The sequence below is a fragment of the Pseudomonas taetrolens genome (genome assembly GCF_900475285.1).
Taxonomy (GTDB): Bacteria; Pseudomonadota; Gammaproteobacteria; order Pseudomonadales; family Pseudomonadaceae; genus Aquipseudomonas; species Aquipseudomonas taetrolens.
In genome coordinates this window covers 2,544,880-2,568,450 of the sequence record NZ_LS483370.1, presented here as the reverse complement: position 1 = coordinate 2,568,450, position 23,571 = coordinate 2,544,880, and the positions used below count along the sequence as shown (strand labels likewise).

Here is a 23,571-nt window from a genome sequence, read left to right as displayed (position 1 = left end):
TAAGCGTGCTTTTTTGTGGCGGTAATAATTACACAGACTGTCGGAAAAATATCCTGTGTTGAAAGCTGTCGACTGGCTGCGCGCCCCCTTGTAAGCAGGCCTCGGCAGACAAAACGGGCATGGCACGGCCAAATATAAATACGAATTGTATATTCGTGTACGGGCGAAGGTTACGTTTTATGCAAGAAACGTATTTCAGCAGCGAATCGACAATGTTTATTTGAAAATGTGAATGGTGTCTCTTTGTCATCACTTGCTTTTGTGAAGCTATGTGCTTGATTCTTATGGACGGGAATTATATTTGTAATAGTCTGTCACAGCGTTACCTTAATTCTGGGTAGAGTGCCCGTGTTTAAACCGTCAGCGGTGAACTTGCCAAAAAGTTTTGCTCACAAGGTGCCTATTTTTGAAAGCTATTGAACCTCCGCCAGCTGCAACTTCACACGCTGATATTGACCTGTTTGACCTGTTCCACTCGTACTGGAAACAAAAAAAGCTGATTGCTGCCACCACGGTTGTAGCGGGTGGGGTTGCTTTGGCCTATGCATTGCTCGCGCAGCCGGTCTACCTGGCGAGCAGCGTTCTGCGTCCCGCTGCAATCAACGAACTCGATGCTCTCAATCGATCGGAGGTCTATAAGCTGCCGCCGAAAGAGGCCTTGCTTAAAGTGGGGTCTGCGCTTGAGTCGTATGACACGCGCTTGAACTTTTTCCGTGACCATCAGGAATTGTTCAAACCGCTTGAAAAAGACGGTATCTCGCTTGAACAGAGTTTTGAGATATTTAACCGTGATGCCATCCACTTGACTCAGCCAGATCCGAAAAAGGCTGATTCGTTGAGCCCTTTCATACGGCTTGAGCTGACTTATCCAGACACGGTCAATGGCGTACAAATTCTCAATGGTTTTGTGGAATACGCGATCAACAACCAGCGGGAACAGATCAGCGCCGACCTGAAAGTCATCATCAATAACCGTCTCAGAGAGCTCGAAGAGAAAATCAACGCTGCCCGCTCGGGTTATCACGCGGATAAAGAGGGCAAGATTGCAACTCTGGTCGAGGCTGACACGTTGCAACGGGCAAAACTGAAAGATGAGTTGAAGGCCTTGCGCCTGCAACTCAGAACCGAGCGCGACGACCGCATTGCACAACTCAATGAAGCGATTTCCATTGCCAGTTCTTTGGGTATTGTGCATCCGACCACACCTTCAGCGATGGCAGATGCGGCCCAGGGTTCGTCTTCCAGCGTGATGCGGACCGAAATCACGTCACAGAGCATCCCGTTATATTTCATGGGCACCAAGGCCCTTCAGGCTGAGCGTGCGGCACTGCTCAAACGCACGTCTGACGACTTCACCGACAAGAAGATATCGGACATCGGCAGGCAGTTGCAGCTGCTGGAAGTCAACCGCCAGGTAGAGATGCTTACCAAGCGCTCGAACGAAGACCTGTTTCTGAAGAACATTGAACCTTTACGGGCCGAAGTGGTGCGGTTGGGCAACCTGAGGACTGATATGAGCCATCTGGGGTTGGTCAATATTGACCGCAAGGCCCAGACGCCGATCAGTCCGATCAAGCCGAAAAAAGCCATTATTGTCATCCTGGGCTTGTTCCTGGGCGGCTTGCTGGGCATGGGCATTGCCACAGCCCGTTATTTCCAGGGACGTCGCCGGCAAAGCCTAAAGTCGTCGGTTTAAGCCAGGACAGCAACCGATTTGATATTGGCCCAGAGCACTTGTCCGGGGTACAGGCCAAGCTGATCGCGTGAGTAGCGGGTAATACGTGCCAGTAAGGCGCTGCCCGCCAACTCAAGGCGCACCAGTACATGGGCCTGGTTGTCGGCTTCGGCTTCTTCGATAACCGTCACCTGCAAGCTGTTCAGTATGCTGCTGTGCTCCCCTTGGGACAGGCTCAAGCTGACATCACGGGCTTGCACCCGCACATGCAGCGTGTTGCCGATTGCCATTGGCGTGTGCGCGACTCGCAGGCGCTGCCCCCCCGGCATCAATTGCAAGGACAGCAAATGGTAGTGGGGGTCGTAATCACAGACTTTGCCGATGATGACGACCCCGGCGTCATCACCTTGTGCCAAAGGCAGGTCTAGCCTGGCAAGGGTTTCGCTGATCGGGCCACTGGCCAGCGCCTTGCCATCGCTCAACAGCACAATATGGTCTGCCAGCCGCGCAACTTCGTCCTGGGAGTGACTGATATAAAGCACCGGAATCTCAAGTTCAGCGTGCAGGCGCTCCAGATACGGCAAGATTTCGCGTTTGCGCGCGTTGTCCAGAGCGGCAAGCGGCTCATCCATCAATAAAAGCCTGGGGCTAGTCAGAAGTGCGCGGGCAATGCCGACCCGCTGGCGTTCGCCTCCTGACAAATGATTGGGCATACGCGCCAGCAAGTGCGAGATGCCCAGCAATTGGCTGGCATGTGCCAGCTCGACATGCCGGTCCTTGGGGGCAACACGCTTCAAACCGAACTCAAGGTTTGCCCGCACCGTTAAATGAGCAAACAGGCTTGCCTCTTGAAAAATGTACCCCAGCGCACGCTTGTGTACCGGGACAAACACGTTGTTGCGGGTATCCTGCCAGACTTCATTATTGATCTGTACGAAGGCTTGGCTGGCACGTTCCAGGCCGGCGATACAGCGCAGGCAGGTGGTTTTCCCCGAGCCGGAGTGCCCGTAAAGCGCTGTCACCCCCTTGCCAGGCAGTTGCAGGTCCAGGTCCAGGGTAAACCCGGGATAACGGTGTTGCAGGCGCAGCGTGATCGGTGTCGCCATGTTCAGCTCCAGCTGGTTTGAGCCTTGCGGCTGGAATACAAGGCCAGTAGCACCAGGAACGAGAACACCACCATGGCACCTGCCAGCCAGTGGGCCTGGGCATATTCCAGCGCTTCCACATGGTCGTAGATCTGAACGGAGACGACGCGTGTCTTCTCGGGGATATTGCCCCCGATCATCAGCACCACGCCAAACTCACCGACGGTATGAGCGAAGCCTAAAATGGCCGCCGTGATAAACCCCGGTCTGGCCAGCGGCAGGACGACGCTGAAAAAGGTGTCCCAGGGGTTGGCGCGCAAGGTAGCGGCAACTTCAAGCGGCCTTGGGCCAATGGCCATGAACGCGTTCTGCAAAGGCTGTACGACAAAGGGCAGGGAGTAAATCACCGATCCGATCACCAGCCCGGCAAAGCTGAAGGTCAGCGTGCCCAGGCCCAGTGCTTGAGTGAGCTGGCCGACATACCCGTGCGGGCCCATGGCTAGCAGTAAATAGAAGCCGATGACCGTGGGCGGCAATACCAGAGGAAGGGCAACGATCGCCCCGATGGGCCCGCGCCAGCGCGAGCGGGTATGGGCAAGCCACAGGGCGATGGGAGTGCCGAGCAAAAGCAAAATGAATGTCGTCACTGACGCCAGTTTCAAGGTCAGCCAGATTGCAGAAAAGTCAGCACTCGAGAGCGGCATTTAGAGTTGGTAACCGTAGGATTTGATGATGGCTGTGGCTTTCGGGCTTTTCAGGTAATCAGCCAGGGCTTTGGCGGCCGGGTTGTTCTTGCCCTTTTTGAGGATCACCGCCTCTTGCCGGATTGGGTCATGCAGCGCAGCTGGGACAATCCAGGTCGAGCCGCTGCTGACTTTGCCGTCTTTGTAGATCTGCGACAAGGCCACGAACCCCAGTTCGGCATTACCGGTAGAAACGAACTGGTAGGCCTGGGTAATGTTCTGGCCTTCGACAATCTTGCCTTTGACGCTGTCGGTCAAGCCCATCCCGGCCAGCACCTGGGTCGCCGCCAAGCCGTAGGGGGCGGCTTTAGGGTTGGCAATGGCCAGGTGGTTGAAGGTGTTTTCTGTCAATACCTTGCCGTGATCATCGACATAACCTTCTTTGGCGGACCACAGGGCCAGCGTGCCAACGGCATAGGTAAAGCGTGAGCCAGGGACAATCTCGCCTTCTTTTTCGAGTGTTTTTGGCGTGCTTTCATCCGCAGCCAAAAACATTTCAAAGGGAGCGCCGTTTTTAATCTGCGTATAAAACTGCCCGGTAGCGCCGTAGGCGGCGATCAGCGTGTGCCCGGTGTCTTTTTCAAAATCGCGGGCAATGGCCTGGATCGGCGCGGTGAAATTGGCAGCCACTGCCACCTGCACCTCATCGGCTTGCACGGAGCCCAGCGCAAAGCAACCGGTCAATGCGGTGATCAAAGACAAAACCTGGGAACGCGCACAAACATTCATGACCAAACTCCGTTAACGCTAGGGGCCCCCTTATCCATGAGGGGCGGACATGAGGAAGATAATCGGTATATAAATAAATATATAGCGCTTTATGCGCAAGCTGATCGGGTCAGAGGCGGGGCTGCAGGGGCTGCAGGGGCTTAGCGGGCTTTGCGCAACGTGAGGTTGATCCGTTGTTCGCCGAGCAATGGATGATGCCCGGGCTGAATCGGCAGCACACCGTGATAGCGCAAGCGGTCGACACCGCCCCAGACCACAATGTCGCCATGAAACAGCGAGACGCGTTGTGCGGGGGCATTGCGCTGAAATCCGCCGAACTGGAACACCGCAGGCAACCCCAGCGAAACTGAAACAATCGGTGCGGTGCAGGAGCGTTCGTCCTTATCCTGGTGCAATGACATTTTGGCGCCCGGCGCATAGGCGTTGATCAGGCAGGCATCCGGGACAAAATCTTCAAACCCTGCCGTGCTGGCCGCCGCCCTGGCCAGCGCCAGGAAGGCCACTGGCATCGCCGGCCAAGGCTGGGCAGTCAATGGATCAGTAGCGCTATAACGGTAGCCATTGCGGTCGGTGTACCAGCCCCAGTCACCGCAACTGCTCAAGCGTGCAGACAGGGCGAACCCTGCGGGCGTCTGCATCTGGCGCAGGGGGGCGCAGTTCAGAATGTTCGCCAGCGCGGTCAGCAGCTCATCAACCTGGGGCAGGGCGTGTCCGCGCAACACAAACGCCTGCTCACTGATCCTCTCGACCCGGGTCGGTTGTTGCAGGTCGTCTTCGGCAAACAGGTCAAGAGACATTGGGGCTTAGAGCGCCTTGCTCGCCTTGATGTCGGTGATGACATCGTCCGCATCGCCGTGGATGCGTTCAAGGGCGGAGCGCGCTTCCTCTTCAGAGCCGGTTTGCAGCTGAGCAAACTCAAAACGACGTTCGCCGTTCAGTTTGTACTTGATGACGAACTTGGTGGTGTCGTGACGGGTGGTATCCACGGTATTTCCTGTCTTTGAAGGCTATGGGTGTCAGGCTTAGCGGAGTTTCGAGCTTGAGCGACGCACGATCTTGATGGTCGGTTTGAAGCTAGGCTTACGGGTCACACTGATTGCCCGGCTGGTGACGGTGTCAATGGTGATATTCCAGAAGCCGGTGCTCGGTGCGGTAATGCGTGCCGGGAAGTCCTTGAAGGCACCGCCGTGGTAGGAATGACGACCGCCGTTCTTGAAACTGCGAAAGTGCGCATCACTCATCAGGCGGATGTTGCAGGGTTGGGAGCACTCAATAACGACGATGTCATCTTCGTTAAGGTGCTCACGCTGGTGAATAAATTTCATGGGGGCTCCAGAATGGGGGCTTTTGCTGAAAAATCAGCACGATAACATGTGCTTTAGTCCAAGCAGGGGGCCAAAGACGCTTATTATGACGCGATGCAGGTGAGTCTGACGTAAAACTCTGATAAATCGCCACAATTGACGCAGGCCCCGGGGATAAATTCTGAATATCCATTGTCGTAGGGTCTTTAACGGAGGTTTTGTATGAAGTGGGGCGTATTGGTGGCCGTGCTGGCGTTGGGGGGCTGTGCATCAGTCACGGACATAGAGCAGACATTGCCGACAATGAGTGTAATCTCGGGCAAGAAGCCGCAAGCTTATGCGGAGTGTCTGGTGCAGCAACTCGAAAGTACTCGCAAGCCTCCTCAGATTGAGCCGCACAAAGAGGGGCTGCGGATTATCATCCCGCAAAAAATGACATCCGGGCCGACTGCGGTCGTTGATATTGAAGAACGCTCAGGCGGCAGCAGCATCAAGGTTTATGAAAGCATGGCCAACGTTCCGGTACGTCCCAGCGATATCCGTAACGCAGCAACACACTGCATTTCCGGTTGAATGCGGTCACAAGCGATCTGACCGCCTCACCCCCTCAAACCTGACGAACGCTCGCTGCGGCGTCAGGTTTTTTAACGCCTACTTGCAGGTCACCACGATATTGCGGGCGTTGAAATTGCCCACGTCAACCCCCAGCGTCTTGTCGCGCTCTTGCACGGCCGGCGTTCCGTCCGTGCCGACGATGTCATAGCCGGTGCCCGCGCAGGATGCATCGGCCTTCTCGTAGCATTTGGCCCATGACATGGCTTCGCCCGAACAGTCGATGCTCAATCCTTGTTTGCCATTCGCCAGGTAAGTGCTGGACGTTGTAGCGCAACCGCCCAGTGATGCCAGTGCAAGTAATGTCAGAAGTTTATTCATTGAAGGGGTCATCAAGAGTAGGGTTAGTCTTTCTTGGCGCGTCGGCGTGCGGGAGGTGCAGGCTGATCCTGGAATACCGATGCAATTTCAACGGCCGCCTGTTCGCTCGCAAAAGGGCCCGCGACCTGTTCGTTTGCCCCATCGAGCATCCACCACTCGCCGGAATCGTTCTGCTGGATCGTGTAGCCGTTGACACTGTTTGCTGTGGACATCGAATAACTGCCTTTTAAACTCAAATAATGGCGATATGATAACGCCTGTCGTGGATTTGGCATTCAGGTATTTTTTACGGCTTCAAGCAGGCAGGGAAGGTGTTTGGCGGGTTCCAGTCGCGTTTCCAGGTGTCGAAAAACACCGTTAAGGGAACTTACCGGAACAAATTTCCTCTATGTTGGCATCAGTTTGCTACCGCAGGCATTGTAACGTCGATGTCGCCTGATTAGACTGCGCCAAAAATTCGAACGTAAAGCCCTTTGTAAGGACTCATATGATCAAGAAATGCTTGTTCCCAGCAGCCGGTTACGGCACTCGCTTTTTGCCCGCGACTAAAGCCATGCCTAAAGAAATGCTGCCGGTGGTGAACAAGCCACTGATCCAGTACGGGGTTGAAGAAGCACTGGATGCGGGGTTGACCGAAATCTCCATCGTGACGGGCCGCGGCAAGCGTGCGCTGGAAGACCACTTCGATATCAGCTATGAACTGGAAAACCAGATCAAGGGCACCGATAAAGAAAAGTACCTGGTCGGTATCCGTCGCCTGTTGAGCGAGTGCTCGTTCTCTTACACGCGTCAGACCGAAATGAAAGGCCTGGGCCATGCGATTCTGACTGGCCGCCCGCTGATCGGTGACGAACCGTTTGCTGTTGTTCTGGCAGACGACCTGTGCGTCAACCTGGAAGGCGACGGCGTCCTGACGCAAATGGTCAAACTGTACAACCAGTACCGTTGCACCATTATCGCGATCCAGGAAGTCGATCCTCAGGAAACCAACAAGTATGGCGTTATTGCCGGTGACCTGATTGGTGACGACCTGTACCGCGTGCGCAACATGGTTGAAAAACCGGCGCCGGAAGATGCACCGTCGAACCTGGCGATCATCGGTCGCTACATCCTGACCCCGGACATCTTCGAGCTGATCAAGCAGACCGAGCCGGGCAAGGGGGGCGAGATCCAGATTACCGATGCCCTGATGAAGCAGGCGCAGAACGGTTGTGTGATCGCCTACAAATTCAAAGGTCAGCGTTTCGACTGCGGTGGCGCTGAGGGTTATATCGAAGCGACCAACTTCTGCTTCGAAAACTTCTACAAAACAGGCAAGGCTTACTGACAGGGCCTGTTTGTAGCACGCTTCAAGACAAAGCCACCCTCGGGTGGCTTTTTCGTATTTTTGTTTTCAGCGAACCCGGCGCTGGTCAATCGCGCCGTAGCGATTATGCTGATGGGCTGCCAAGGAGAAAGAAATGGCCTACGAATTTGATTTGTTTGTGATTGGTGCGGGTTCCGGCGGTGTGCGTGCGGCACGCTTTGCGGCGGGTTTTGGCGCAAAAGTAGCGGTGGCTGAAAGCCGTTACCTGGGGGGAACCTGCGTGAACGTAGGGTGTGTCCCGAAAAAGTTGCTGGTCTATGGGGCGCACTTTGCCGAAGACTTCGAGCAGGCTTCGGGGTTTGGCTGGAGCCTGGGGGAAGCGAACTTTGACTGGGCGACCCTGATCGCCAATAAAGATCGCGAGATCAATCGCCTCAACGGCATTTACCGCAATCTGCTCCTGAACAGCGGCGTCACCCTGATGGAAGGCCACGCCAAACTGACCGGGCCGAACGAAGTCGAGGTGAATGGTCAGCGCTACACTGCCAAACACATTTTGATCGCCACCGGTGGCTGGCCGCAGATTCCAGAAATCCCTGGCCATGAGCACGCCATCAGCTCCAACGAAGCGTTCTTCCTCAAAGCGCTGCCAAAGCGGGTACTGGTGGTGGGCGGGGGTTATATCGCGGTTGAGTTCGCCGGGATCTTCCAGGGCCTGGGCGCCGAGACATCGCTGTTGTATCGCGGCGAAATGTTCTTGCGCGGGTTTGACGGCGCGGTGCGCAAGCACCTGCACGAAGAACTGACCAAGCGCGGCATGGACGTGCAGTTCAATGCCGATATTGCGCGCATCGACAAGCAGGCTGACGGCAGTCTCAAGGCGACACTCAAGGATGGTCGAGAGCTGATTGCCGATTGCGTGTTCTACGCCACGGGCCGCCGTCCGATGCTGGACAACCTGGGCCTGGAAACCACCGGCGTGAAGCTCGACAAACGCGGGTTTGTTGAGGTCGATGAACTGTACCAGAGCGCCGAGCCTTCAATTCTGGCCATTGGCGACGTCATTGGTCGCGTGCAACTGACGCCTGTGGCATTGGCCGAGGGCATGGCGGTTGCACGTCGCCTGTTCAAACCTGAGCAGTATCGCCCGGTGGATTACAAGATGATCCCGACCGCGGTCTTCAGCTTGCCCAATATCGGCACCGTGGGCTTGAGCGAAGAGCAGGCGATTGAAGACGGGCACACGGTGCAGATCTTCGAGAGCAGCTTCCGCCCGATGAAGCTGACGCTCACCGAATGCCAAGAGCGCACGCTGATGAAGTTGGTGGTCGATGCCGACACCGACAAGGTTTTGGGTTGCCACATGGTAGGGCCGGAAGCAGGGGAGATCGTGCAGGGGTTGGCGATTGCCTTGAAGGCCGGGGCTATCAAGCAGCATTTCGACGAAACCATCGGGGTTCACCCGACCGCCGCCGAAGAGTTTGTGACCATGCGCACCCCGGTAAAGCGCTGATCGGTAGAGCCAGAAAGCCCTTCTAGGCGTGAGCTTGCTCGCCATGGTCGTTAACGATAACGCGCGTGTGCTGGGTAAACGCGGCGTTTTCGAAAGCATCGCGAGCGAGCTCGCTCCTACAGGTTTTGATGGGGATTTGTGCGCCAAAGCCCTTGCTCGCGATGGTCGTTAACGATAACGCGCGTGTGCTGGATAAACGCGGCGTTTTCGAGAGCCTCGCGAGCAAGCTCGCTCCTGCAGGTTTTGATCATCTGAAGTCGGCGTATGGCACCAGTGGTTGTACCGGCAACGGCAAGTTGCCTTGCCAGGTGTCGAAGGTGTAGCGCAGGTAGAGCATGGCCCGGCTCGGGGCGTAGCCTTCACTGTGCTGGAAGAGCACGCCACCACCCAGCACCAGGTTGTCTGACAGCCTGCGCTCTACCAGCCCTTGCAGGCGCACGCCGATACCACTGCTGCTGCCTCCTGAAGTCTGCCCCAGCCCGTCAGCCAGCTTGAAGCCGGCATCGTCGACGGCACTGAGGATTTTGTCGTTCAGGCCACTGAGCGGGTACAGGTCATTGGACTTGGTTTTGGCATATGACCAACCGACCGAGCTTTCCAGTGCCACCGACCAATTGGCCGTGCGCCAGGCATAGTTGAGAGGCACGCCCACCGAGAAGTACTGCTGGGGGCTGTAATAACCGCCCTGGCCCAGGGTGTACTCGCTCAAGTCTTTGTCATACCCCCAATACATCACGGTCAGGCCGGTCCGCATGCGTTCGTCGGCTCGTTCGACCAGACGATAGTAATAACCGGCCATGGCGGTGTTCTTGTGGTTGTCCTCTACGTTCTTGCCCCGCAACCAGTGCTGCCCGAAGCTGGCCCAAACCCCGTCCACGCCACCTTCGTCGTGACTCAGGCTGAGGGTCACGCCGTTGGACGTCACGCCGCCCCAGGTCACGCCGGTATTGGGATCGACCGCCCCGGAATAGGACAGGATCGAGTTGCTCAAGGGGCGACGCGAGCCGGTCAAGGTCCAGCCCAGGGAACCAAAGTTGCTGCTATAGGCAACACCGCCCAACCAGTTGGAGACTTTGAAGGTTTCGGGTGTGCGACCGATATCTACATTCCATGTCTCGTTCTTCCAGCCAGCCGCCAGGGTGGTGCCGCGAGCGGATTGAGAGCTGTCGGCACAACCTGAGAAGTCAGGGCCGTCGGTGCCCTTGCGATTGACCGCAACCGCACAGGTGCCGTATTGCTCACGCACCAGGCCATCCGGGTCGGCATCGAAGTGCCCGGCATCCATGTTGATTTGCTCGGCCCGGATGAAACCCGTGCCATCGGCAACGGGCAAATCCAGCTGCAGGATCGTGGTCCGGGTATCGGTATCAGACGTGCCTTGCGATGCGCTGTCGGAGCGCCACCCGTAGTCGGTGTACAGGTGCAGCGCCGGGTTTTGGCGTTGGTACAGCTCATCCACGTCGCTGCGCAGACTGCTGGCGAGCCAGTCGTCGTTGTCCTTCTCGCGGCTGGCCAGGGTCATGGCGCGGTTGTCCCGCGGCGCGGCCTGTTCGGGCGTGAGCAAACCAGCGGCGGCCATGCTTTTGGCGTAGGTGTCCAGCGCCTGCTGCGGTTGTTTGGGCGCCATCAGGCGCGCCGCATCGCGGTAGATCAACGGGTCGGTCTGCGGCGTTTTCAACAACTCGGAGTACAGGGCTGTGGCTTTTTCCGGTTCGCCTGCTGCTGCCCAGGCATTGGCGACACGGCGCTGATCGGATGCGGTCAGTGGTGTGTCGCTGCCAGGCTTGAAGCGGCCAAGGGCCTGGCGAGCGGCCTCAAGCTGTTGCAAGGCGATCAGGGTTTCGATGTGCCCCAGTTGGGCCTGCGTGTTGTCGGGCTGTCTTTGCAGCACCAGGTCATACAGGCGCTGCGCTTCGCGGTGGTCATCACGCTCCTGGGCCCAGCCGGCCAGGGTCAGCCAATCTTCAGGAGTGGCTTTTTGCAACAACACGGCAATGGCCTCGGGTTCCTGACCGGCTTTTCGCAAGCTTTCAGCCCGTGCTACCCGCACGTTGCGCTGCAGGCGCGTATCGAGCTCGCGCATGTCGTCGCTCCATTGCGCCGCCGGCAGTTGCTCCAGAACGCCCAGGGCACTGGCGTCACGATCGGTGCCCGACAGGTAGAGCGCATACGCATACAGCGCTTGCGGATTCTGTCCCTGGAGCTGCATCAGTTGCTTGAAGCTGTCGTCGGCGGCGCCGGGCCGATTGATCTCGCGTTGAGCATTGGCCAGGCGGTAGGTCAGCCAGGGCTCGTCGGGGGTCAGGCTGCGGATTTTGCTTAGCAGGGCCACCACCTGTGGCCAGTCCTTGCGGGTACTGGCCGCATCGGCCTGCTGATTCAATTTGTCGAGCTCCAGGCTTTGGCGCAGTCCGGCGAACTCTTTTTGGCTGGAAGCGGGCAGGTTATTGAGGAACGCCTTGGCCTTGTCCGGGGATTGCGCCGTGTATAGGCGCACCAGTGCGCGCACGGCGCTGGTATTGCCGGGCTCCAGTCTGCGGGCCTGCAACAGCAGGGCTTCGGCCTGGATGTCATCGTGTTCGGCACGGGCCACGCTGGCCAGGCCGATCAGCGCATCGGCATCGCCCGGTTTGGCTTTGCGTGCCTGCTGATAGGCGCTGCGGGCAACGGCAAGCTCCTTGCGTTCCAGTGCCTTGTCGCCTTTGGCCAACAGCATTCGGTAATGACTGGACGCCATCAGGTCTTGCCAGCGACTGATGGAGGAGGTGTCCTGCTCTTTGCTACGGGCGGTGCTGAACGAGGCATAGGCTGCGTCATAGCGGCTCTGGCGCATTTGGGCCAGCCCCAGTGCGCCGTACAGGCTCGCATCATCGGGGTAACGGGTAATGGCGCGGCGCAACAGGGCTTCGGCGGCGGCAGGATGGCGCGACTGCTCGATCATCTGCTTGCCTCGAGCGCCCGCGACCCAGCTCGGGTCATTGAGCAGACGTTGCTGGGCTTGCAGATTTTTATTGGCTTCGATGGTTGTCGGTGAACCCGGGTAGCGTTTGATGAACGCCTGCCAGGCTTGCTCTGTGCGGCGATCCACCGGCAACGTGTTGAGGTACTCGTATTCGCGGTTGGCCGCCGCGTTGCTGGCTTGCGGGTCGCTCGCCAGTTGTTGCAAGACCGCCAGGGCTTCAGGTGCCCGTTGCTCTCTGAACAGCAAGTCAGCCAGGGTTTGGCGCAGACCAATATTGCCGGGGTACTCGGCATCCAGTGCTTTTAGCTGCTGGATCGCTTTGGGGCGCTGGCCGGGGATGTTACTGCGGATACGCAGGTATTCCAGGGCGGTGGCGAAATCCGGAGCGTCGTTGCCGAACAGCCTTTCAAAAATCACCGCAGACTCTTCGGGCCGGCCTGCGGCTGCAAGCAGTCGGGCCTGCTGCAAGTCTTTCTGACTTTGTGGGTCTTGCAGCTTCATCAGGCTGCGGGCCTGGCGCAGCGCGGCGGAATCAGGGGCCAGGGTCTGAAGCTGGGCAAGACGCTGTTGCGCCAGTTCAGGTTTTTTTTTCCAGTAACGCCTGACGAATCGATGCGGCGAGGGCTTGCGGGTTATTCGGTGCGATCAGCTGCAAGCGTGCCAGCGAGTCACGTACCAGGTCTTCGCGGTACAAGGCCTCACCGATGCGCACCTGCTCCAGCAGCCACTGTTGCTGCTCCTGCACGTTGACGGGTTGTGCGATGGCCGTCGAGGACAAACCGCCGAGCAAAAATGCCCATGTCGTTAGTTTTTGCATGTGTTTGCCCACGCCGGTAGCAGTTGCCCATCCTTGTCAAAGCGATAGCGTTGGTCAGCCCAGCCTTTGCCGAACAGCAGCAGGGACTGGTTGTAATAAGCATCGGCCGCAGGCGGTTCCTGCTGCACGCGCGCCTGCTGGACGGCGAGTGCGGGTGAATCGGCACTGGCGAGCAATGGCAGCATGGCTGCGGAGAAGCCCGCAGGCCCGGTGCCGCTGTACTTCCCGGTCAGTGCATCCACGGTTTCTGGCGGATGGCCCAGGGTCTGGGTGAGGCTGACCATCGGCGCAAAGTGCTTCTGCAGCGACTGGGCGTTGACCGCCTCTTTGGCCAACATGCCAACCCACAGGTAGACACGAATCGCGTCATAGTCTCCGGCGCTACCGTCCTGGGTGTCGGGGGCCCAGCCAGATGCGGACTTCCAGAGCAGCCAGTCAGGGGCAAAGCCTTTGGGTGAACCTTCGATCAACACGCGCTGCTGGTTGGCCGCCAGTTCAGCCCAGACCGGTGAAATCCCGGCAAAACGCGCCAGCAGTTGAGGCGGCAGGTAGCTGGGGTTCAAGCGCCAGCCTTCAGGGCTGTCGAACCCGACATCGCCGGGCAACAGCATCAGGCCCAGCCCGGGCAATTTGCGCAGGCTTTGCGCGGCACTGCGCCAGAGCATGTTTTGGCCCAGTGCCAGATACGCCGGCTGTTGCCAGAGCCGTCCGGCCTCGAGCAGGCTGTAGGCAATCCACAGGTCTGCGTCGGTGGCGTTGTTGGTGTCAAGCACCTGCCATTTGCCCGATTCGGAACGGCCCCAGAGCCAGGCGGGCAAATGCGCTTCAAGGTTGCCTTCGGCCAGGTTGTTGCGGGTCCAGTCGAGAATCCGCGCGAAGCTTTGCTTGTCATTGCCCAGCAGCGCAAAGAACAGTCCGTAGCTCTGCCCCTCCGAAGTGGTGATCAGCTTTGGCGATGAGCGATCGATGATGCGCCCGTCGTCACTCATCATTGCCTGCTTGTAGCTGTCCCAGGCGGGCCAGCTGCAGGTGGCAGCGCTCGCCAGCAAGGGGAGGCTGCCAAGGGACAAGGACAAGGTCAGTGCTGCAAGGCGTCGCATGGCGTCAGTCATCCTTGTGCAGACGACGATTGGCTGCCCAGCTCAAGGCACGCCACAGCAGGAACGCAGTCAGCAGGACGCTGATCACAGCCAGCACGGCCAGCAGGACCGGGTGCTCTGATAGTTGGTACCACAACAGCAAGTACCACGGCAGGTTGCCCACGAAGTACTGATCGCCCACCAGCTGGCTGTAGACACCGCTGCTGCGAATCAAGGCCACGGAGCCTGCAATCGCTTCCAGCTTGCCACTGTCGCCCAGCGTTTCGCGCAGCAGGCTGTAGTCGGCATCGTCATTGCCCAGCAGGGCCACGATGCTGCGCTGATTATGGGTGGGGGACTGCATGCCGACGATAGCGGCAATCGGAGCCTGAGCGGTCACTTCGACACGGTTGGCCGGCAGGTTGCGGCCATCAGCAGACGGGCCGCGGCGATTGTTGGCATCGATGCGGGTAGTGCCCACGGGCTGTACCAACATGTCGCGCTGGCGTTGCAACAGGACGCTGAGGTCAGGGTTGTCGCGCAGCTCAGGTGCCATCTCTCCCAGCAACAGCAGGTCGGCATCTTCTTGCGAGGCGGTTTTCCAGTCGTCGCTCAAGCGCAGGCCGAAGGCCGGATAGCCGGAGCGGGCGGAAATACCGGCGACCGCTTCGAGCAAGGTGCTGATTTGAGTCGGGGAGCTTTTGCCGGGTACCACCACGATGGATTCGGACATGTCGGCCATGCGGCTGAACGGGAAACCGCTGCGGGCAAAGGCCTTGAGGTCGGGCATGCTGATGTAGTGGTGATAGCCGGAAAGATCAATGGTGGAGTCTTCGTCAATGATCGCCTGGGTGTTGGCCGGCAGAATGGTCTGGCAGCGATCGCGCTGGGCACTGCTCAGGGTGCTGGCAAAGTTGAAGTCAAAGCGCAGACGGTTGCGGTCGCCAATTTTCAGCGAGGGCACGATCAGTTTGTCATTGGCGTTTGCCGAGTCGTTGGACAGCACCGCGAGCCGCAGTTCTTCCAGGCTGCTGGTGTCCTTGCGCAGCAAGGGCAGGCTGGTCATGAACTGGTCGTTGAGGCTGATGTTCAGGCGGGAATCATCGTTGCTCGACGGGGCGGTGTAGCGAAACTGGGTGCGCAGCGGAATGCCCTGGTTGCGCCAGACAAACAGGTCGGGCGGCAGGTTCACGTCGAGGATGATCGGACGTGGTTGCAAGCCATTGACCTGCAGTTGCTGCGGGTAGGCGATCAGCTCGGCAAAGCGCACGGGGCGATCGGTGCGCATCCAGGCCGGGGCATCGTAGGGCTTGCGCGGTTGCAGTGTTTCAACCTTGTCGATGGTTGCCCGCGAGCCACGCAACAGATGTCCACCCAGGGCAAGGGCCTTGGCTGCGACGGCGAGGTCTTCATCGTTGCGGCCCATCACCAGCAGGATCTTGCTGTAAGGCGCATCCGGATGGTCGATCATCTCGACCAGGGGCGCAGTCACGGCGGGGAATTTCTCCAGGTCGCTCATAAAGGCCGGACGGTGATCGTTGGTCGCGAACACCACCGTTGGCTGGATCGCTTCTTTGCTTTGCACGGCCGGCAGGGTATCGAACAGCACCGGGAAGTTCGCTCCGCGCCAGTTGGCCTGGCTGCCGAAGTACGAGGCCAGGATCGCCGCGGCTTTTTGTTCTCCCAGGGTCGGGTTGGCGGCGAACACGAACGGCAGCTCCAGCTTGCCGCTGTTGCGCGGGTCAAAAAACGGCAGCGGGAAAAACGCCAGGTCGTTTTGCAGGCTCAAGGCTTGCTCTTGCACGGTAATTCCGCTGGAGCGGCTGATATTGACCCACAACGTGCTGTTGGCCGGGTCTTCGCAGATATCGGTGTAATGCCCGATAAATTCCAGGCGAACCCGGTTGAAGTCAGAAATCAGCCGTGGATCAAGCGCCAGTTTTTGCGTGGTGGTCCGCCCCAGTTGGTCTTTTTCGATGGGCAGCACCCCCATCAGCACATCATTGAGGTAAACCCGTAGATGAGAGAGGGTCGGGGTCAGCGAAGGCGAGGCGGTATACGACAGTTGCAGGCTGGCATCACTGGCGATCCGGTCGCGACGCAGATTGAACTCCACTTGCTCAGTGTTGTTGATGCCCAGCAGCAGGGTGTCTGAGTCGCGCCCCAGTTGTTTGAACGTGTAATTCACCGGCCAGCTGGGCAGTGCCTGTTCCGTTTGCTCAAGGGCAGGTTTTGGCAGTGGCGCAGACGTGCTGCCCGGTAAAGGCAACGGAGCCGACATCAGCTGTGAAGCGAAGGTCATCAGCGCAAGGCTGGCGAATATTTTGTTTTTCGATGAACGACTCATGACTTGCTCACTGGCCGGGAGATAAGAGGGGTGGACGCTTTGGGCATGCGCGGCAAATAGCTGCCCAGCCACTGAAAGACGCTAACGATCGGATGCGCTATCTGGCGTATCCATTCAGGCAAGTATTCGTAAAGGCGGTAATAGCCCTTGACCCCCAGCGCGAGAATTTCCTTCAGGCTCTGGATCGGTTTGTCGGCTTCGAACCCGCTGTTATGGTCGAGCCAGGCATCGGCGCGACCGAAGGTGCATTGAACGAATTCGATTTTTTGTTCTGGCGGCAACTGGGCAAAGCTCAGGCCCATGAACAGCTCATTGGAGCGTGTCAGGATCCCTGGGAACACAAACTCGCGGGTGCCGCGCTGGAGAATCAGCGACACCGGTGTCCCCACGGAGAGCTGCAGCGCCTGGCTGACTTGCAGGCCAACCCCGCCATCGGAGTAATCCACCAGTTCACAGGGGTAGCTGTGCCCGTTGGCCAATTTGATGGCGCCGGGCAAGCGGGTCTGCACGCGATGAGTGTGGCGAACCTGGCGCACTTCCGCCGCGACCGCCACGGCTGCACCGATGATCAGCAGGTTGTAAATCACCCATAGCACGCTGACCAGAATGGTGATGATTTCATCCTTGGGCCCGGTAAATATTCGCCAGACAGCAAAACCCAGTCCGAGCACATTGAGCACCGACAACACCAGGTACGGTTTGGCTGTCTGCCAGTCGAACTGGTTTTCTTCCATCATGCCGCCTTTGGCCGTCACGTTGAATTTGCCCCGTGACGGGCTGAACAGCGCCACTGTGGTCGGGCGCGCGATGTACCAGGCCAGTACCGTTTCATACACTTCGCCCCAGAATGTCTGGCGGTAGGCGCCTTGCATCCGTGAGTTGGTCAGGCTGGCATGGATCATGTGCGGCAACACGTACAGCAGAATCATCACGGCCGGGGCATAGATGATGTAAGCGTGCAGCAGCAGGAAGGCCAGCGGCGCCGTGAGGAACACCAGGCGAGGCAGTCCCACCAGAAAGTGCATCATGGCGTTGGTGTAGCAAATGCGTTGAAAGATGGTCAGTCCCTTGCCCAGCAACGGGTTGTCGGTGCGGAAGATCTGCACCATGCCGCGTGCCCAGCGGATGCGCTGGCCGATATGCGCAGAAAGGCTTTCCGTGGCGAGGCCCGCGGCCTGCGGGATGCGCAGGTACGCCGAGTTCCAGCCATTGCGGTGCAAGCGCAGTGCCGTGTGGGCGTCCTCGGTGACGGTTTCGACGGCAAACCCGCCAATTTCGTCAATGGCGCTGCGTCGTACGATGGCGCATGAGCCGCAGAAGAACGCCGCGTTCCACATATCGTTACCGTCCTGCACCAGGCCGTAGAACAGCTCGCCTTCGTTGGGTCGATTGCGGAAGGTACCCAGATTGCGCTCGAAAGGGTCCGGCGACAGAAAATGGTGCGGCGTTTGCACCAGGGCCAGCTTCGGGTCACGCAGGAACCAGCCCACTGTCAACTGCAGGAAAGAACGCGCGGGCATGTGGTCGCAGTCAAAAATCGCCACCAGGTCGCCGTCAATCAATGTAAGCGCATGGTTGAGGTTGCCGGCCTTGGCGTGGCGGTTGTCGGTGCGGGCGATGTAGTTGATGCCCACTTCCTCGGCGAACGTCTTGAAGCTGGGGCGGTTGCCATCATCGAGCAAATGGATGCGCAGCTTGTCTTTCGGCCAGTCGATGCCCAGCGCAGCGTAGACCGTGCCCCGGGTTACCGAGAGCTCCTCGTTGTACGTCGGAATCAGCAGGTCGACCACCGGCCATTCGCGGGTATCGGCGGGGAGTTGGGCCGGACGCCGGTTCAATGGCCAGGAGGTCTGGATATAACCCAGGATCAGCACCATCCAGGAATACGTCTCGGCCAGCAGCAAAATCAGGCCGCAGACCAGATCCAGGGTGTTGTTCCAGTTCAGGGTTGAGGTGTAGCGCCACCACAGATAACGGCACGAGACGATGACCGACAGGGCGATCAGCAGCAAGGTCGGAAAACGCCCCGGCATGCGCCGGACCAGCATTGCTATGGCCCACAACAGCACCACGAACACCAACTGTGCAAGATAGCCGAACGGCTCGGTCACGCAGATGAAAATCAGCACGGCGGCCAGCACGCCGATGGCGATGTACAGGACCTTGCGCAGAGGCCATTGCACCGCGCTCCACCAGCGTGAACCCTGGGTGACCTGCGGGCCGATGGCGGCGGGCAAGTGCTCGAAGGAGTTGGACAGCAACTCCCACGGGCGCAGCACCACATTGAGCATGGCCTGCACATGGCTGCGCAGGCGTCGGCGCCTGCGCAAACGGCGGGTCGGATCAGCCTCGATCGGACGGACCAGCAGTAGCCAGACGGTCTGGATCACATAGCGCAGAGGGTCGCCGATGGTCGGACGCTTGTCGATCAGGTGCGGATACAAGCGTCGCCGCTGTGCACGCAAGGCTTTCCAGTTGGGTGACTCGAGGCGCAGGCATACCCAGCCCAGGGCTTGAATCACTGCCAGGATGAAAGCCGTAAAGCGGGTGCAGTTCTGCTCGCGTCGCAAATACGTATAAGGGAACCAGCGCTCGCTCATTCAGGCCTCCTGCCGCGCAGCAGGCACCAGCTGGCAAGGCTGATGACATCCTGGGCAATCAGGCTGCCCGGTGCATAGCGGCCCACGGGCTCGCGTCGGGCCAGGGCTTCGTTCATGGCTTCGTCGGCATGCAGGCTGATGGGGACCAGCGTTTGCGCATAGCGATGTTGCCAGATCAGCACCAGATCCCGTTGCAACTGGCAGGCGACGTCGTAGCGATTGATCAGCAGCGGCATCGGTTCAGGTTGGCGCTGCAGCAACACATGACAAGCAGCATCCGCGTTCACCACCGTGATGGAAAAGTCGCATCGCGGGTTTGCGGCGTGGCCGGGCAAGCGTTGCGGCAGGTCAAACAGTATCCAGTCAAACCCCTCGGTCAGCGCCACCTGACGCTGGCTCCACAGCTGCGGCTGTGTCAGCAGCAGCGCATCAAGCCGGTCTTGCTCATGGGCATGTAGTTCACCGTAAGGCAGCACGCACAGTCCCGATTCGATGCTCCAGGCCGATTGATGCCAGGGTTGTTGATCGAGGGTCGCGCGGGCCCAGCCCGCGTGTTGCGCAAAATCCAGATTGAAATGCAGGCCCAGGGCGTTCTCCGGGCACATGTCGACTACCAGCACTCTTTGACCCAGTGCATGCAGGGCAAAGGCCAGGCCGGCCAGGGTTGAACTGGTTCCCACACCGCCGCGTACCCCCCGCAGACTCAACGCAATCATGGGGCTTCCTCAAGGCTTTGTTGCGCGTCGGGCCGAGGCGGGCGCGACTGCATCTTGAGGTGCGCCAGTAGCGGCCAGCGCTCAAAGGCCTGTAACAGCTCCATGTGTGCCGAGACATCGACGTACCCGAGTTCGGGTAAATCCATCATCGACTTGAGTCGTGCGATGTCATCGGCCCGCTCATTGCGCGAAAGGATATCGGCACTTATTTGAAACGCTGTGGGTAAGGTAGCCATCCACCGTCCTCCTTGATTCGCACGTAAGGCTTGCCGTTGTAGTCGAGCACGACGGTTCCGGAGTTCTCCGAAACTTTTTGTGTTTGCGGCAGATCCGTCAGCAGCTTCGACCAATCCATGCTCTGGCCATCGCTCAAGGCCGGGTCGGCATACAGCCGCGCAATGATTTCTGCGACAGCCAGATAGCTGCTGGGCTGGGTGATATGCACCGGTGCTGCCTGGCCGTTGCCGCCCATGTTGATCAGCTTGATGCCCACCGGGACATGGGTGATGGACTCGCTCGGGATTTCACGCATGCCGGAAATCTGCATCCGGTCACCGTGCAGTGCAGCGCCATGCTCGGGCACGATCGCCACGACCACTCGGCGGCCACTCTTTTCCAGTTCCTTGATGAAGGCGTTGAGGTCATCGAGCAGCACCTGCGCCCGGCTGCTGTAATCAGCCGGTTTGGTGCCGCCATCGCGCTGCACCTGGCGATTGCCGTCATGCAGGCTGGTGGTGTTATAGAACAGCGCCATGTTGGGCTTGTCTTCGCTCAGGCGGTGTTGCCACCACTTGCTCAGCACGTCGCGGTCGCGCCAGATCGGTGAACCGTCAAAGCCCACATAGGTGCGTGGCAGGGCCGAAGGCACAACGCCCAGTGCAGGCGGTGGCAACTGGCCCTGATCACGGACTTCCTGGAGGAAGCCATCGAACTCGCCGGTGTGGTTGAGCATTAGCTCGTCCGAAAAGCCCAGTTTGCGCAGGTCGTCAAACAGGAAGCACTGATCCGGCGCCGGCTTGTACAACTGTGTGTGGGCTGTCTGGCCACAGCTGGCGCGCAACAGGCGGATGGCCGCCGGGCCGCTGTAAGCCGTGGCCGAGTTGAAGTTGTCGAAGATCACGTCCATCTGGCTGAACAGCGAGTTTTCACGCAAGCCCACGGCATCCAGGTCATCCCAGGCCATGGAGCAGATGTTGATCACCAGCAAGTCAAAGGGTGGCGGTGTGACAGCTGCCGTCTTGAATTCGACTTGACGTTGCGCCTCTGTTTTGTAAAAAGTTTCAAGGTAGCTATTGAGGGTGGCGTCGTCCGGCTCACCGGCATTGCCTTGTGTCACCGCGCCGGTTTGAGTGCCGGCCACCAGCGGGGCCGCTGCCGGTGGCAGCAGCCATTGCAGGTTGCCCATGCTGAGCCAGGCAAAACCGACAACGGTGAGTGTGGTCAGGCGCAGCCATTGATTGACGAAGGCATAGCCAACAATTAACAACAGCAGCAAGGCGCACACTTGCCAGTCGATGAAACGCCCCAGCAGTTCAACCACGTAGTCGAACGAGAAATCCAGCACCCCCGGCTGTGCCAGCAAGCGGCTGAATGGCGGGAACCAGGTGTCCTGGTACAACAGCGCGACCGCCACAGGGATGGCGATCAGCGTGCGAAGGCGGGACCAGACGGGACGCCCGAGAGGAATCAGCAGCGCCACGGCGAAGATCAGGTTGGGCAGTACCTGGAAATTCAGGTGGCCGGTCCAGGTCAGCAGGAACTTGCCCAGAAAATACAGGTTCCAGGCGCCCAGGCCTTGCCAGGCACCGGCAATTTTGTAGGCCGGTGAGGCGGGCTTAAACAGACTCATCAGGCGCTCTCAATGAAGGACTGGCAGGCGCACGGCGTCGCACGCCGCAGGATTTCAGATACCGGGGCGACAGGTATTGCTCCAGATGGCTTTTCACAAACGCCCGTATGCGCTGCCAGAACAGCGTTAACAGTACGGTGACGACGCCAGTCAAAACGATGACATCGATCAGTTCCAGGAACGTCATGGCTGTGGCTCACGCAGGGGTAAAGTGATGGGTTGAGGTTTGAGCGGTGTGCGGCTGTTGCTCCCGGGGGAGGGAGTGACGAAGCTCTCGACGGGAATATGCCAATGTGCAGCCCCCGGCGGAGCTTGCATGAGGGCGTCTTCGGACAGGTCGGCGATACCGCTCAGCACCTGTCGCTCAACAAACAGATCATGCCAGGGCAGGCGACAGATATTGCCCAGGGCAGGGTCCAGACCATCGGCGCGGCAGGCGAACAGGAACAGGTACAAGTCGCCGTTCAGCAGGCACGCGATGTCGCCAAAGCGTCGAAGGCACATCTGGTTCAGGAACACGTCTTCGTCCAGGCCCTGTACGGGCTGGAACTTGACCAACTGGTGGGTGACTTCACCCAGGCTGTCGGCATAGATCTGTTCGACGGTCTCATAGAACTCGCGGGGATTGACCAGGCCACGGATCTGCGGCGGGCGCTGGCGTTCGAGCAGCGTGGCGAAGTCGCTGTTGCGGGTATGTTGCCAACGCTGACCCTGGACGCTCTCGATCAGGCTCAGAAACCGCGAGAGCAGAGTGCCGTCGGGAACAATGATATTGGCGCCGCAGGCGAGCAGCAGACGCTCATCGCGATAGCGCACGGCGGGCTCCATTTCGCGCACGACAATTTTCAGTGCAGGTCCACAGCGCTCTCGCAAGTCGTGCAGTTGCTGCGCCAGTTCGAGTAATTGGTGGCTATTGTCTATACCCACGATGATGGTCGCCGCGCGTGCAGTCCGGGCTTGTTCAAGCAACGCTTCACGACTTTCAAACAGGTACCAGTGCCTGGACAGCGAGGGCGTGCCCTCCAGCACGGCGCGTTCAGCCAGGTAGACATGCTGGTCGTCGGCCACGCGAGGCTGGGTGTCGACAGCCGTTTGCGGAATCAGGGTCAGGGTCTTGTCCTGAATCGACAGTTTGAACTCCTGGCCGGCGCTGACACCCATAGCGTTGTGCCAGAAGTGCAGCTGGTAACGAATGTCGCCATTGTGGCGATACAGCCGGCTCAAGCCGGACAGGGTTTCGTTGAGTTGCAACAGGCTGGCATGCAATGGGGAGGCTTCGCCGTGGGCGATCACCAGCAATGTTGCATCGCGAGCCTTCAACCATGGGCGCAGGCGTTCGCACCAGCGTTGCAAGTGGCTGACGGATACAGTGTCGGCCCAGCTATTCGAGGGGGCCACCAGTGCTATCTGGCAGCCCTGTTCAATGCCTGTCCGGGCCAGATCTCGCGGCAGTGTCGCCAGCCCCTGTTCGATGACCTTTGGGGCGATCTCGAACAACCTGAGCTTGTCGGGGCCACGATCAGGGGCAAGATCGCTGATGAGAGGCTGCACAGAGCCAGCACCACAGACCAGTGTGGCGGGTACGTGTTCGGGTATGGCTTCAAGAAACTGCCTGACGAGCAGACGTGCATCGGCCGATTGATCGATCGTTACCCAAAAAATCCCGCCCGTACGTAATGCAATCTGTTGATCCAGCAATCCCTGGATACCCAAGCTGATATGAGCCAAGCGATACATCCCCCCCGGGAAATTGATGTGGTCAGGCGCTAAAGACGGGCAGGCAAAAAAGTTCGCTTGGCACGCATCGAGTATTGCCTTGCGGCAGCAGCTTTTTATGGCGTCAATAATGTGACGCTGAATTTGATGTGCAGCTGGCCTTAACCTGAATCCTTTAGGTTTAGCATCCGGACAGA

Annotated in this window: 22 protein-coding genes; 4 read left to right on the top strand and 18 right to left on the bottom strand. The window is 58.9% G+C overall.

Annotation, left to right across the window (positions count from 1 at the left end; genetic code table 11):
- Positions 1-406: 406 nt before the first annotated feature.
- Positions 407-1,696: a Wzz/FepE/Etk N-terminal domain-containing protein gene (locus DQN55_RS11730; RefSeq protein ID WP_048379714.1), complete on the top strand. Its 1,290-nt coding sequence runs from the start codon at positions 407-409 to the stop codon at positions 1,694-1,696.
- On the opposite strand, the gene modC is transcribed toward DQN55_RS11730, so the two are convergent.
- From modC to DQN55_RS11700, 6 genes are all read right to left on the bottom strand, one after another.
- A complete protein-coding gene (gene modC, locus DQN55_RS11725) occupies positions 1,693-2,781 on the bottom strand; it encodes a molybdenum ABC transporter ATP-binding protein (RefSeq protein WP_048379716.1) in 1,089 nt (362 codons plus the stop codon). The two genes, DQN55_RS11730 and modC, sit on opposite strands and share 4 nt — an antisense overlap.
- Before the next feature lie 2 nt (positions 2,782-2,783).
- Positions 2,784-3,464 carry a molybdate ABC transporter permease subunit gene (modB, locus tag DQN55_RS11720; protein ID WP_048379719.1) on the bottom strand — a complete coding sequence of 227 codons (681 nt, stop codon included), beginning with the start codon at positions 3,462-3,464 and terminating at the stop codon, positions 2,784-2,786.
- On the bottom strand, positions 3,465-4,232 hold the full coding sequence (gene modA / locus DQN55_RS11715; protein WP_048379722.1) for a molybdate ABC transporter substrate-binding protein: 768 nt from the start codon (positions 4,230-4,232) through the stop codon (positions 3,465-3,467). It lies immediately after the preceding gene.
- Between the two features lie 140 nt (positions 4,233-4,372).
- A complete protein-coding gene (gene alkB / locus DQN55_RS11710; RefSeq protein WP_048379724.1) occupies positions 4,373-5,029 on the bottom strand; it encodes a DNA oxidative demethylase AlkB in 657 nt (218 codons plus the stop codon).
- A gap of 6 nt (positions 5,030-5,035) precedes the next feature.
- Positions 5,036-5,218 (bottom strand): hypothetical protein, encoded by a 183-nt coding sequence (locus DQN55_RS11705; RefSeq protein ID WP_048379726.1) that lies wholly within the window; start codon positions 5,216-5,218, stop codon positions 5,036-5,038.
- Positions 5,219-5,254: 36 nt separating this feature from the next.
- Positions 5,255-5,557 (bottom strand): DUF1883 domain-containing protein, encoded by a 303-nt coding sequence (locus tag DQN55_RS11700; protein ID WP_048379727.1) that lies wholly within the window; start codon positions 5,555-5,557, stop codon positions 5,255-5,257.
- A 201-nt stretch (positions 5,558-5,758) separates the two neighbouring features.
- Here DQN55_RS11700 and DQN55_RS11695 point away from each other — a divergent pair, with 201 nt between their 5' ends.
- Positions 5,759-6,109, top strand: coding sequence for a hypothetical protein (locus DQN55_RS11695; protein WP_048379729.1), 351 nt, complete (start codon positions 5,759-5,761; stop codon positions 6,107-6,109).
- Positions 6,110-6,187: 78 nt separating this feature from the next.
- On the opposite strand, the gene DQN55_RS11690 is transcribed toward DQN55_RS11695, so the two are convergent.
- Positions 6,188-6,469 carry a hypothetical protein gene (locus DQN55_RS11690; RefSeq protein WP_048379731.1) on the bottom strand — a complete coding sequence of 94 codons (282 nt, stop codon included), beginning with the start codon at positions 6,467-6,469 and terminating at the stop codon, positions 6,188-6,190.
- A 23-nt stretch (positions 6,470-6,492) separates the two neighbouring features.
- A complete protein-coding gene (locus DQN55_RS11685; protein WP_048379733.1) occupies positions 6,493-6,681 on the bottom strand; it encodes a hypothetical protein in 189 nt (62 codons plus the stop codon).
- Positions 6,682-6,956: 275 nt separating this feature from the next.
- Between DQN55_RS11685 and galU the strand changes: the two genes are divergently transcribed.
- Both galU and gorA read left to right on the top strand, forming a co-directional pair.
- Positions 6,957-7,796, top strand: coding sequence for a UTP--glucose-1-phosphate uridylyltransferase GalU (gene galU, locus DQN55_RS11680; protein ID WP_048379735.1), 840 nt, complete (start codon positions 6,957-6,959; stop codon positions 7,794-7,796).
- 133 nt (positions 7,797-7,929) lie between these two features.
- Positions 7,930-9,288, top strand: coding sequence for a glutathione-disulfide reductase (gene gorA / locus DQN55_RS11675; RefSeq protein WP_048379738.1), 1,359 nt, complete (start codon positions 7,930-7,932; stop codon positions 9,286-9,288).
- 247 nt (positions 9,289-9,535) lie between these two features.
- On the opposite strand, the gene bcsC is transcribed toward gorA, so the two are convergent.
- Genes bcsC through bcsE form a run of 10 tightly spaced genes read right to left on the bottom strand, consistent with a single transcriptional unit; the run spans position 9,536 to position 23,395 of the window.
- Positions 9,536-12,793 (bottom strand): cellulose synthase complex outer membrane protein BcsC, encoded by a 3,258-nt coding sequence (bcsC, locus tag DQN55_RS11670; RefSeq protein WP_408634594.1) that lies wholly within the window; start codon positions 12,791-12,793, stop codon positions 9,536-9,538.
- A 34-nt stretch (positions 12,794-12,827) separates the two neighbouring features.
- Positions 12,828-13,067, bottom strand: a complete 240-nt coding sequence (locus tag DQN55_RS22620; protein WP_408634575.1) for a hypothetical protein — start codon at positions 13,065-13,067, stop codon at positions 12,828-12,830.
- A complete protein-coding gene (bcsZ, locus tag DQN55_RS11665) occupies positions 13,055-14,167 on the bottom strand; it encodes a cellulose synthase complex periplasmic endoglucanase BcsZ (RefSeq protein ID WP_048379744.1) in 1,113 nt (370 codons plus the stop codon). The genes DQN55_RS22620 and bcsZ overlap by 13 nt, the downstream gene beginning before the upstream one ends.
- 4 nt (positions 14,168-14,171) lie before the next feature.
- Entirely contained in the window at positions 14,172-16,493 is a 2,322-nt protein-coding gene (gene bcsB / locus DQN55_RS11660; RefSeq protein ID WP_048379746.1) for a cellulose biosynthesis cyclic di-GMP-binding regulatory protein BcsB, read from the bottom strand.
- Positions 16,490-19,093 (bottom strand): UDP-forming cellulose synthase catalytic subunit, encoded by a 2,604-nt coding sequence (bcsA, locus tag DQN55_RS11655; protein ID WP_053070900.1) that lies wholly within the window; start codon positions 19,091-19,093, stop codon positions 16,490-16,492. Before bcsA ends, bcsB begins: the two co-directional genes overlap by 4 nt.
- Positions 19,090-19,809 carry a cellulose biosynthesis protein BcsQ gene (gene bcsQ / locus DQN55_RS11650; protein WP_048379748.1) on the bottom strand — a complete coding sequence of 240 codons (720 nt, stop codon included), beginning with the start codon at positions 19,807-19,809 and terminating at the stop codon, positions 19,090-19,092. The genes bcsA and bcsQ overlap by 4 nt, the downstream gene beginning before the upstream one ends.
- A complete protein-coding gene (bcsR, locus tag DQN55_RS11645) occupies positions 19,806-20,045 on the bottom strand; it encodes a cellulose biosynthesis protein BcsR (RefSeq protein ID WP_048379751.1) in 240 nt (79 codons plus the stop codon). The genes bcsQ and bcsR overlap by 4 nt, the downstream gene beginning before the upstream one ends.
- Positions 20,015-21,658 (bottom strand): cellulose biosynthesis protein BcsG, encoded by a 1,644-nt coding sequence (gene bcsG, locus DQN55_RS11640; RefSeq protein WP_048379754.1) that lies wholly within the window; start codon positions 21,656-21,658, stop codon positions 20,015-20,017. Before bcsG ends, bcsR begins: the two co-directional genes overlap by 31 nt.
- Entirely contained in the window at positions 21,645-21,845 is a 201-nt protein-coding gene (gene bcsF, locus DQN55_RS11635) for a cellulose biosynthesis protein BcsF (protein ID WP_048379756.1), read from the bottom strand. Before bcsF ends, bcsG begins: the two co-directional genes overlap by 14 nt.
- On the bottom strand, positions 21,842-23,395 hold the full coding sequence (gene bcsE / locus DQN55_RS11630; RefSeq protein ID WP_231995571.1) for a cellulose biosynthesis protein BcsE: 1,554 nt from the start codon (positions 23,393-23,395) through the stop codon (positions 21,842-21,844). The genes bcsF and bcsE overlap by 4 nt, the downstream gene beginning before the upstream one ends.
- Between the last annotated feature and the right edge of the window lie 176 nt (positions 23,396-23,571).

Excerpts from the sequence above, each read along its gene's own strand:
- modC (WP_048379716.1), bottom strand. The coding sequence starts at position 2,781 with ATGGCGACACCGATCACGCTGCGCCTGCAACACCGTTATCCCGGGTTT.
- modB (WP_048379719.1), bottom strand. The coding sequence starts at position 3,464 with ATGCCGCTCTCGAGTGCTGACTTTTCTGCAATCTGGCTGACCTTGAAA.
- modA (WP_048379722.1), bottom strand. The coding sequence starts at position 4,232 with ATGAATGTTTGTGCGCGTTCCCAGGTTTTGTCTTTGATCACCGCATTG.
- alkB (WP_048379724.1), bottom strand. The coding sequence starts at position 5,029 with ATGTCTCTTGACCTGTTTGCCGAAGACGACCTGCAACAACCGACCCGG.
- DQN55_RS11700 (WP_048379727.1), bottom strand. The coding sequence starts at position 5,557 with ATGAAATTTATTCACCAGCGTGAGCACCTTAACGAAGATGACATCGTC.
- DQN55_RS11695 (WP_048379729.1), top strand. The coding sequence starts at position 5,759 with ATGAAGTGGGGCGTATTGGTGGCCGTGCTGGCGTTGGGGGGCTGTGCA.
- DQN55_RS11690 (WP_048379731.1), bottom strand. The coding sequence starts at position 6,469 with ATGAATAAACTTCTGACATTACTTGCACTGGCATCACTGGGCGGTTGC.
- DQN55_RS11685 (WP_048379733.1), bottom strand. The coding sequence starts at position 6,681 with ATGTCCACAGCAAACAGTGTCAACGGCTACACGATCCAGCAGAACGAT.
- galU (WP_048379735.1), top strand. The coding sequence starts at position 6,957 with ATGATCAAGAAATGCTTGTTCCCAGCAGCCGGTTACGGCACTCGCTTT.
- gorA (WP_048379738.1), top strand. The coding sequence starts at position 7,930 with ATGGCCTACGAATTTGATTTGTTTGTGATTGGTGCGGGTTCCGGCGGT.
- DQN55_RS22620 (WP_408634575.1), bottom strand. The coding sequence starts at position 13,067 with ATGCAAAAACTAACGACATGGGCATTTTTGCTCGGCGGTTTGTCCTCG.
- bcsZ (WP_048379744.1), bottom strand. The coding sequence starts at position 14,167 with ATGCGACGCCTTGCAGCACTGACCTTGTCCTTGTCCCTTGGCAGCCTC.
- bcsB (WP_048379746.1), bottom strand. The coding sequence starts at position 16,493 with ATGAGTCGTTCATCGAAAAACAAAATATTCGCCAGCCTTGCGCTGATG.
- bcsA (WP_053070900.1), bottom strand. The coding sequence starts at position 19,093 with ATGAGCGAGCGCTGGTTCCCTTATACGTATTTGCGACGCGAGCAGAAC.
- bcsQ (WP_048379748.1), bottom strand. The coding sequence starts at position 19,809 with ATGATTGCGTTGAGTCTGCGGGGGGTACGCGGCGGTGTGGGAACCAGT.
- bcsR (WP_048379751.1), bottom strand. The coding sequence starts at position 20,045 with ATGGCTACCTTACCCACAGCGTTTCAAATAAGTGCCGATATCCTTTCG.
- bcsG (WP_048379754.1), bottom strand. The coding sequence starts at position 21,658 with ATGAGTCTGTTTAAGCCCGCCTCACCGGCCTACAAAATTGCCGGTGCC.
- bcsF (WP_048379756.1), bottom strand. The coding sequence starts at position 21,845 with ATGACGTTCCTGGAACTGATCGATGTCATCGTTTTGACTGGCGTCGTC.
- bcsE (WP_231995571.1), bottom strand. The coding sequence starts at position 23,395 with ATGTATCGCTTGGCTCATATCAGCTTGGGTATCCAGGGATTGCTGGAT.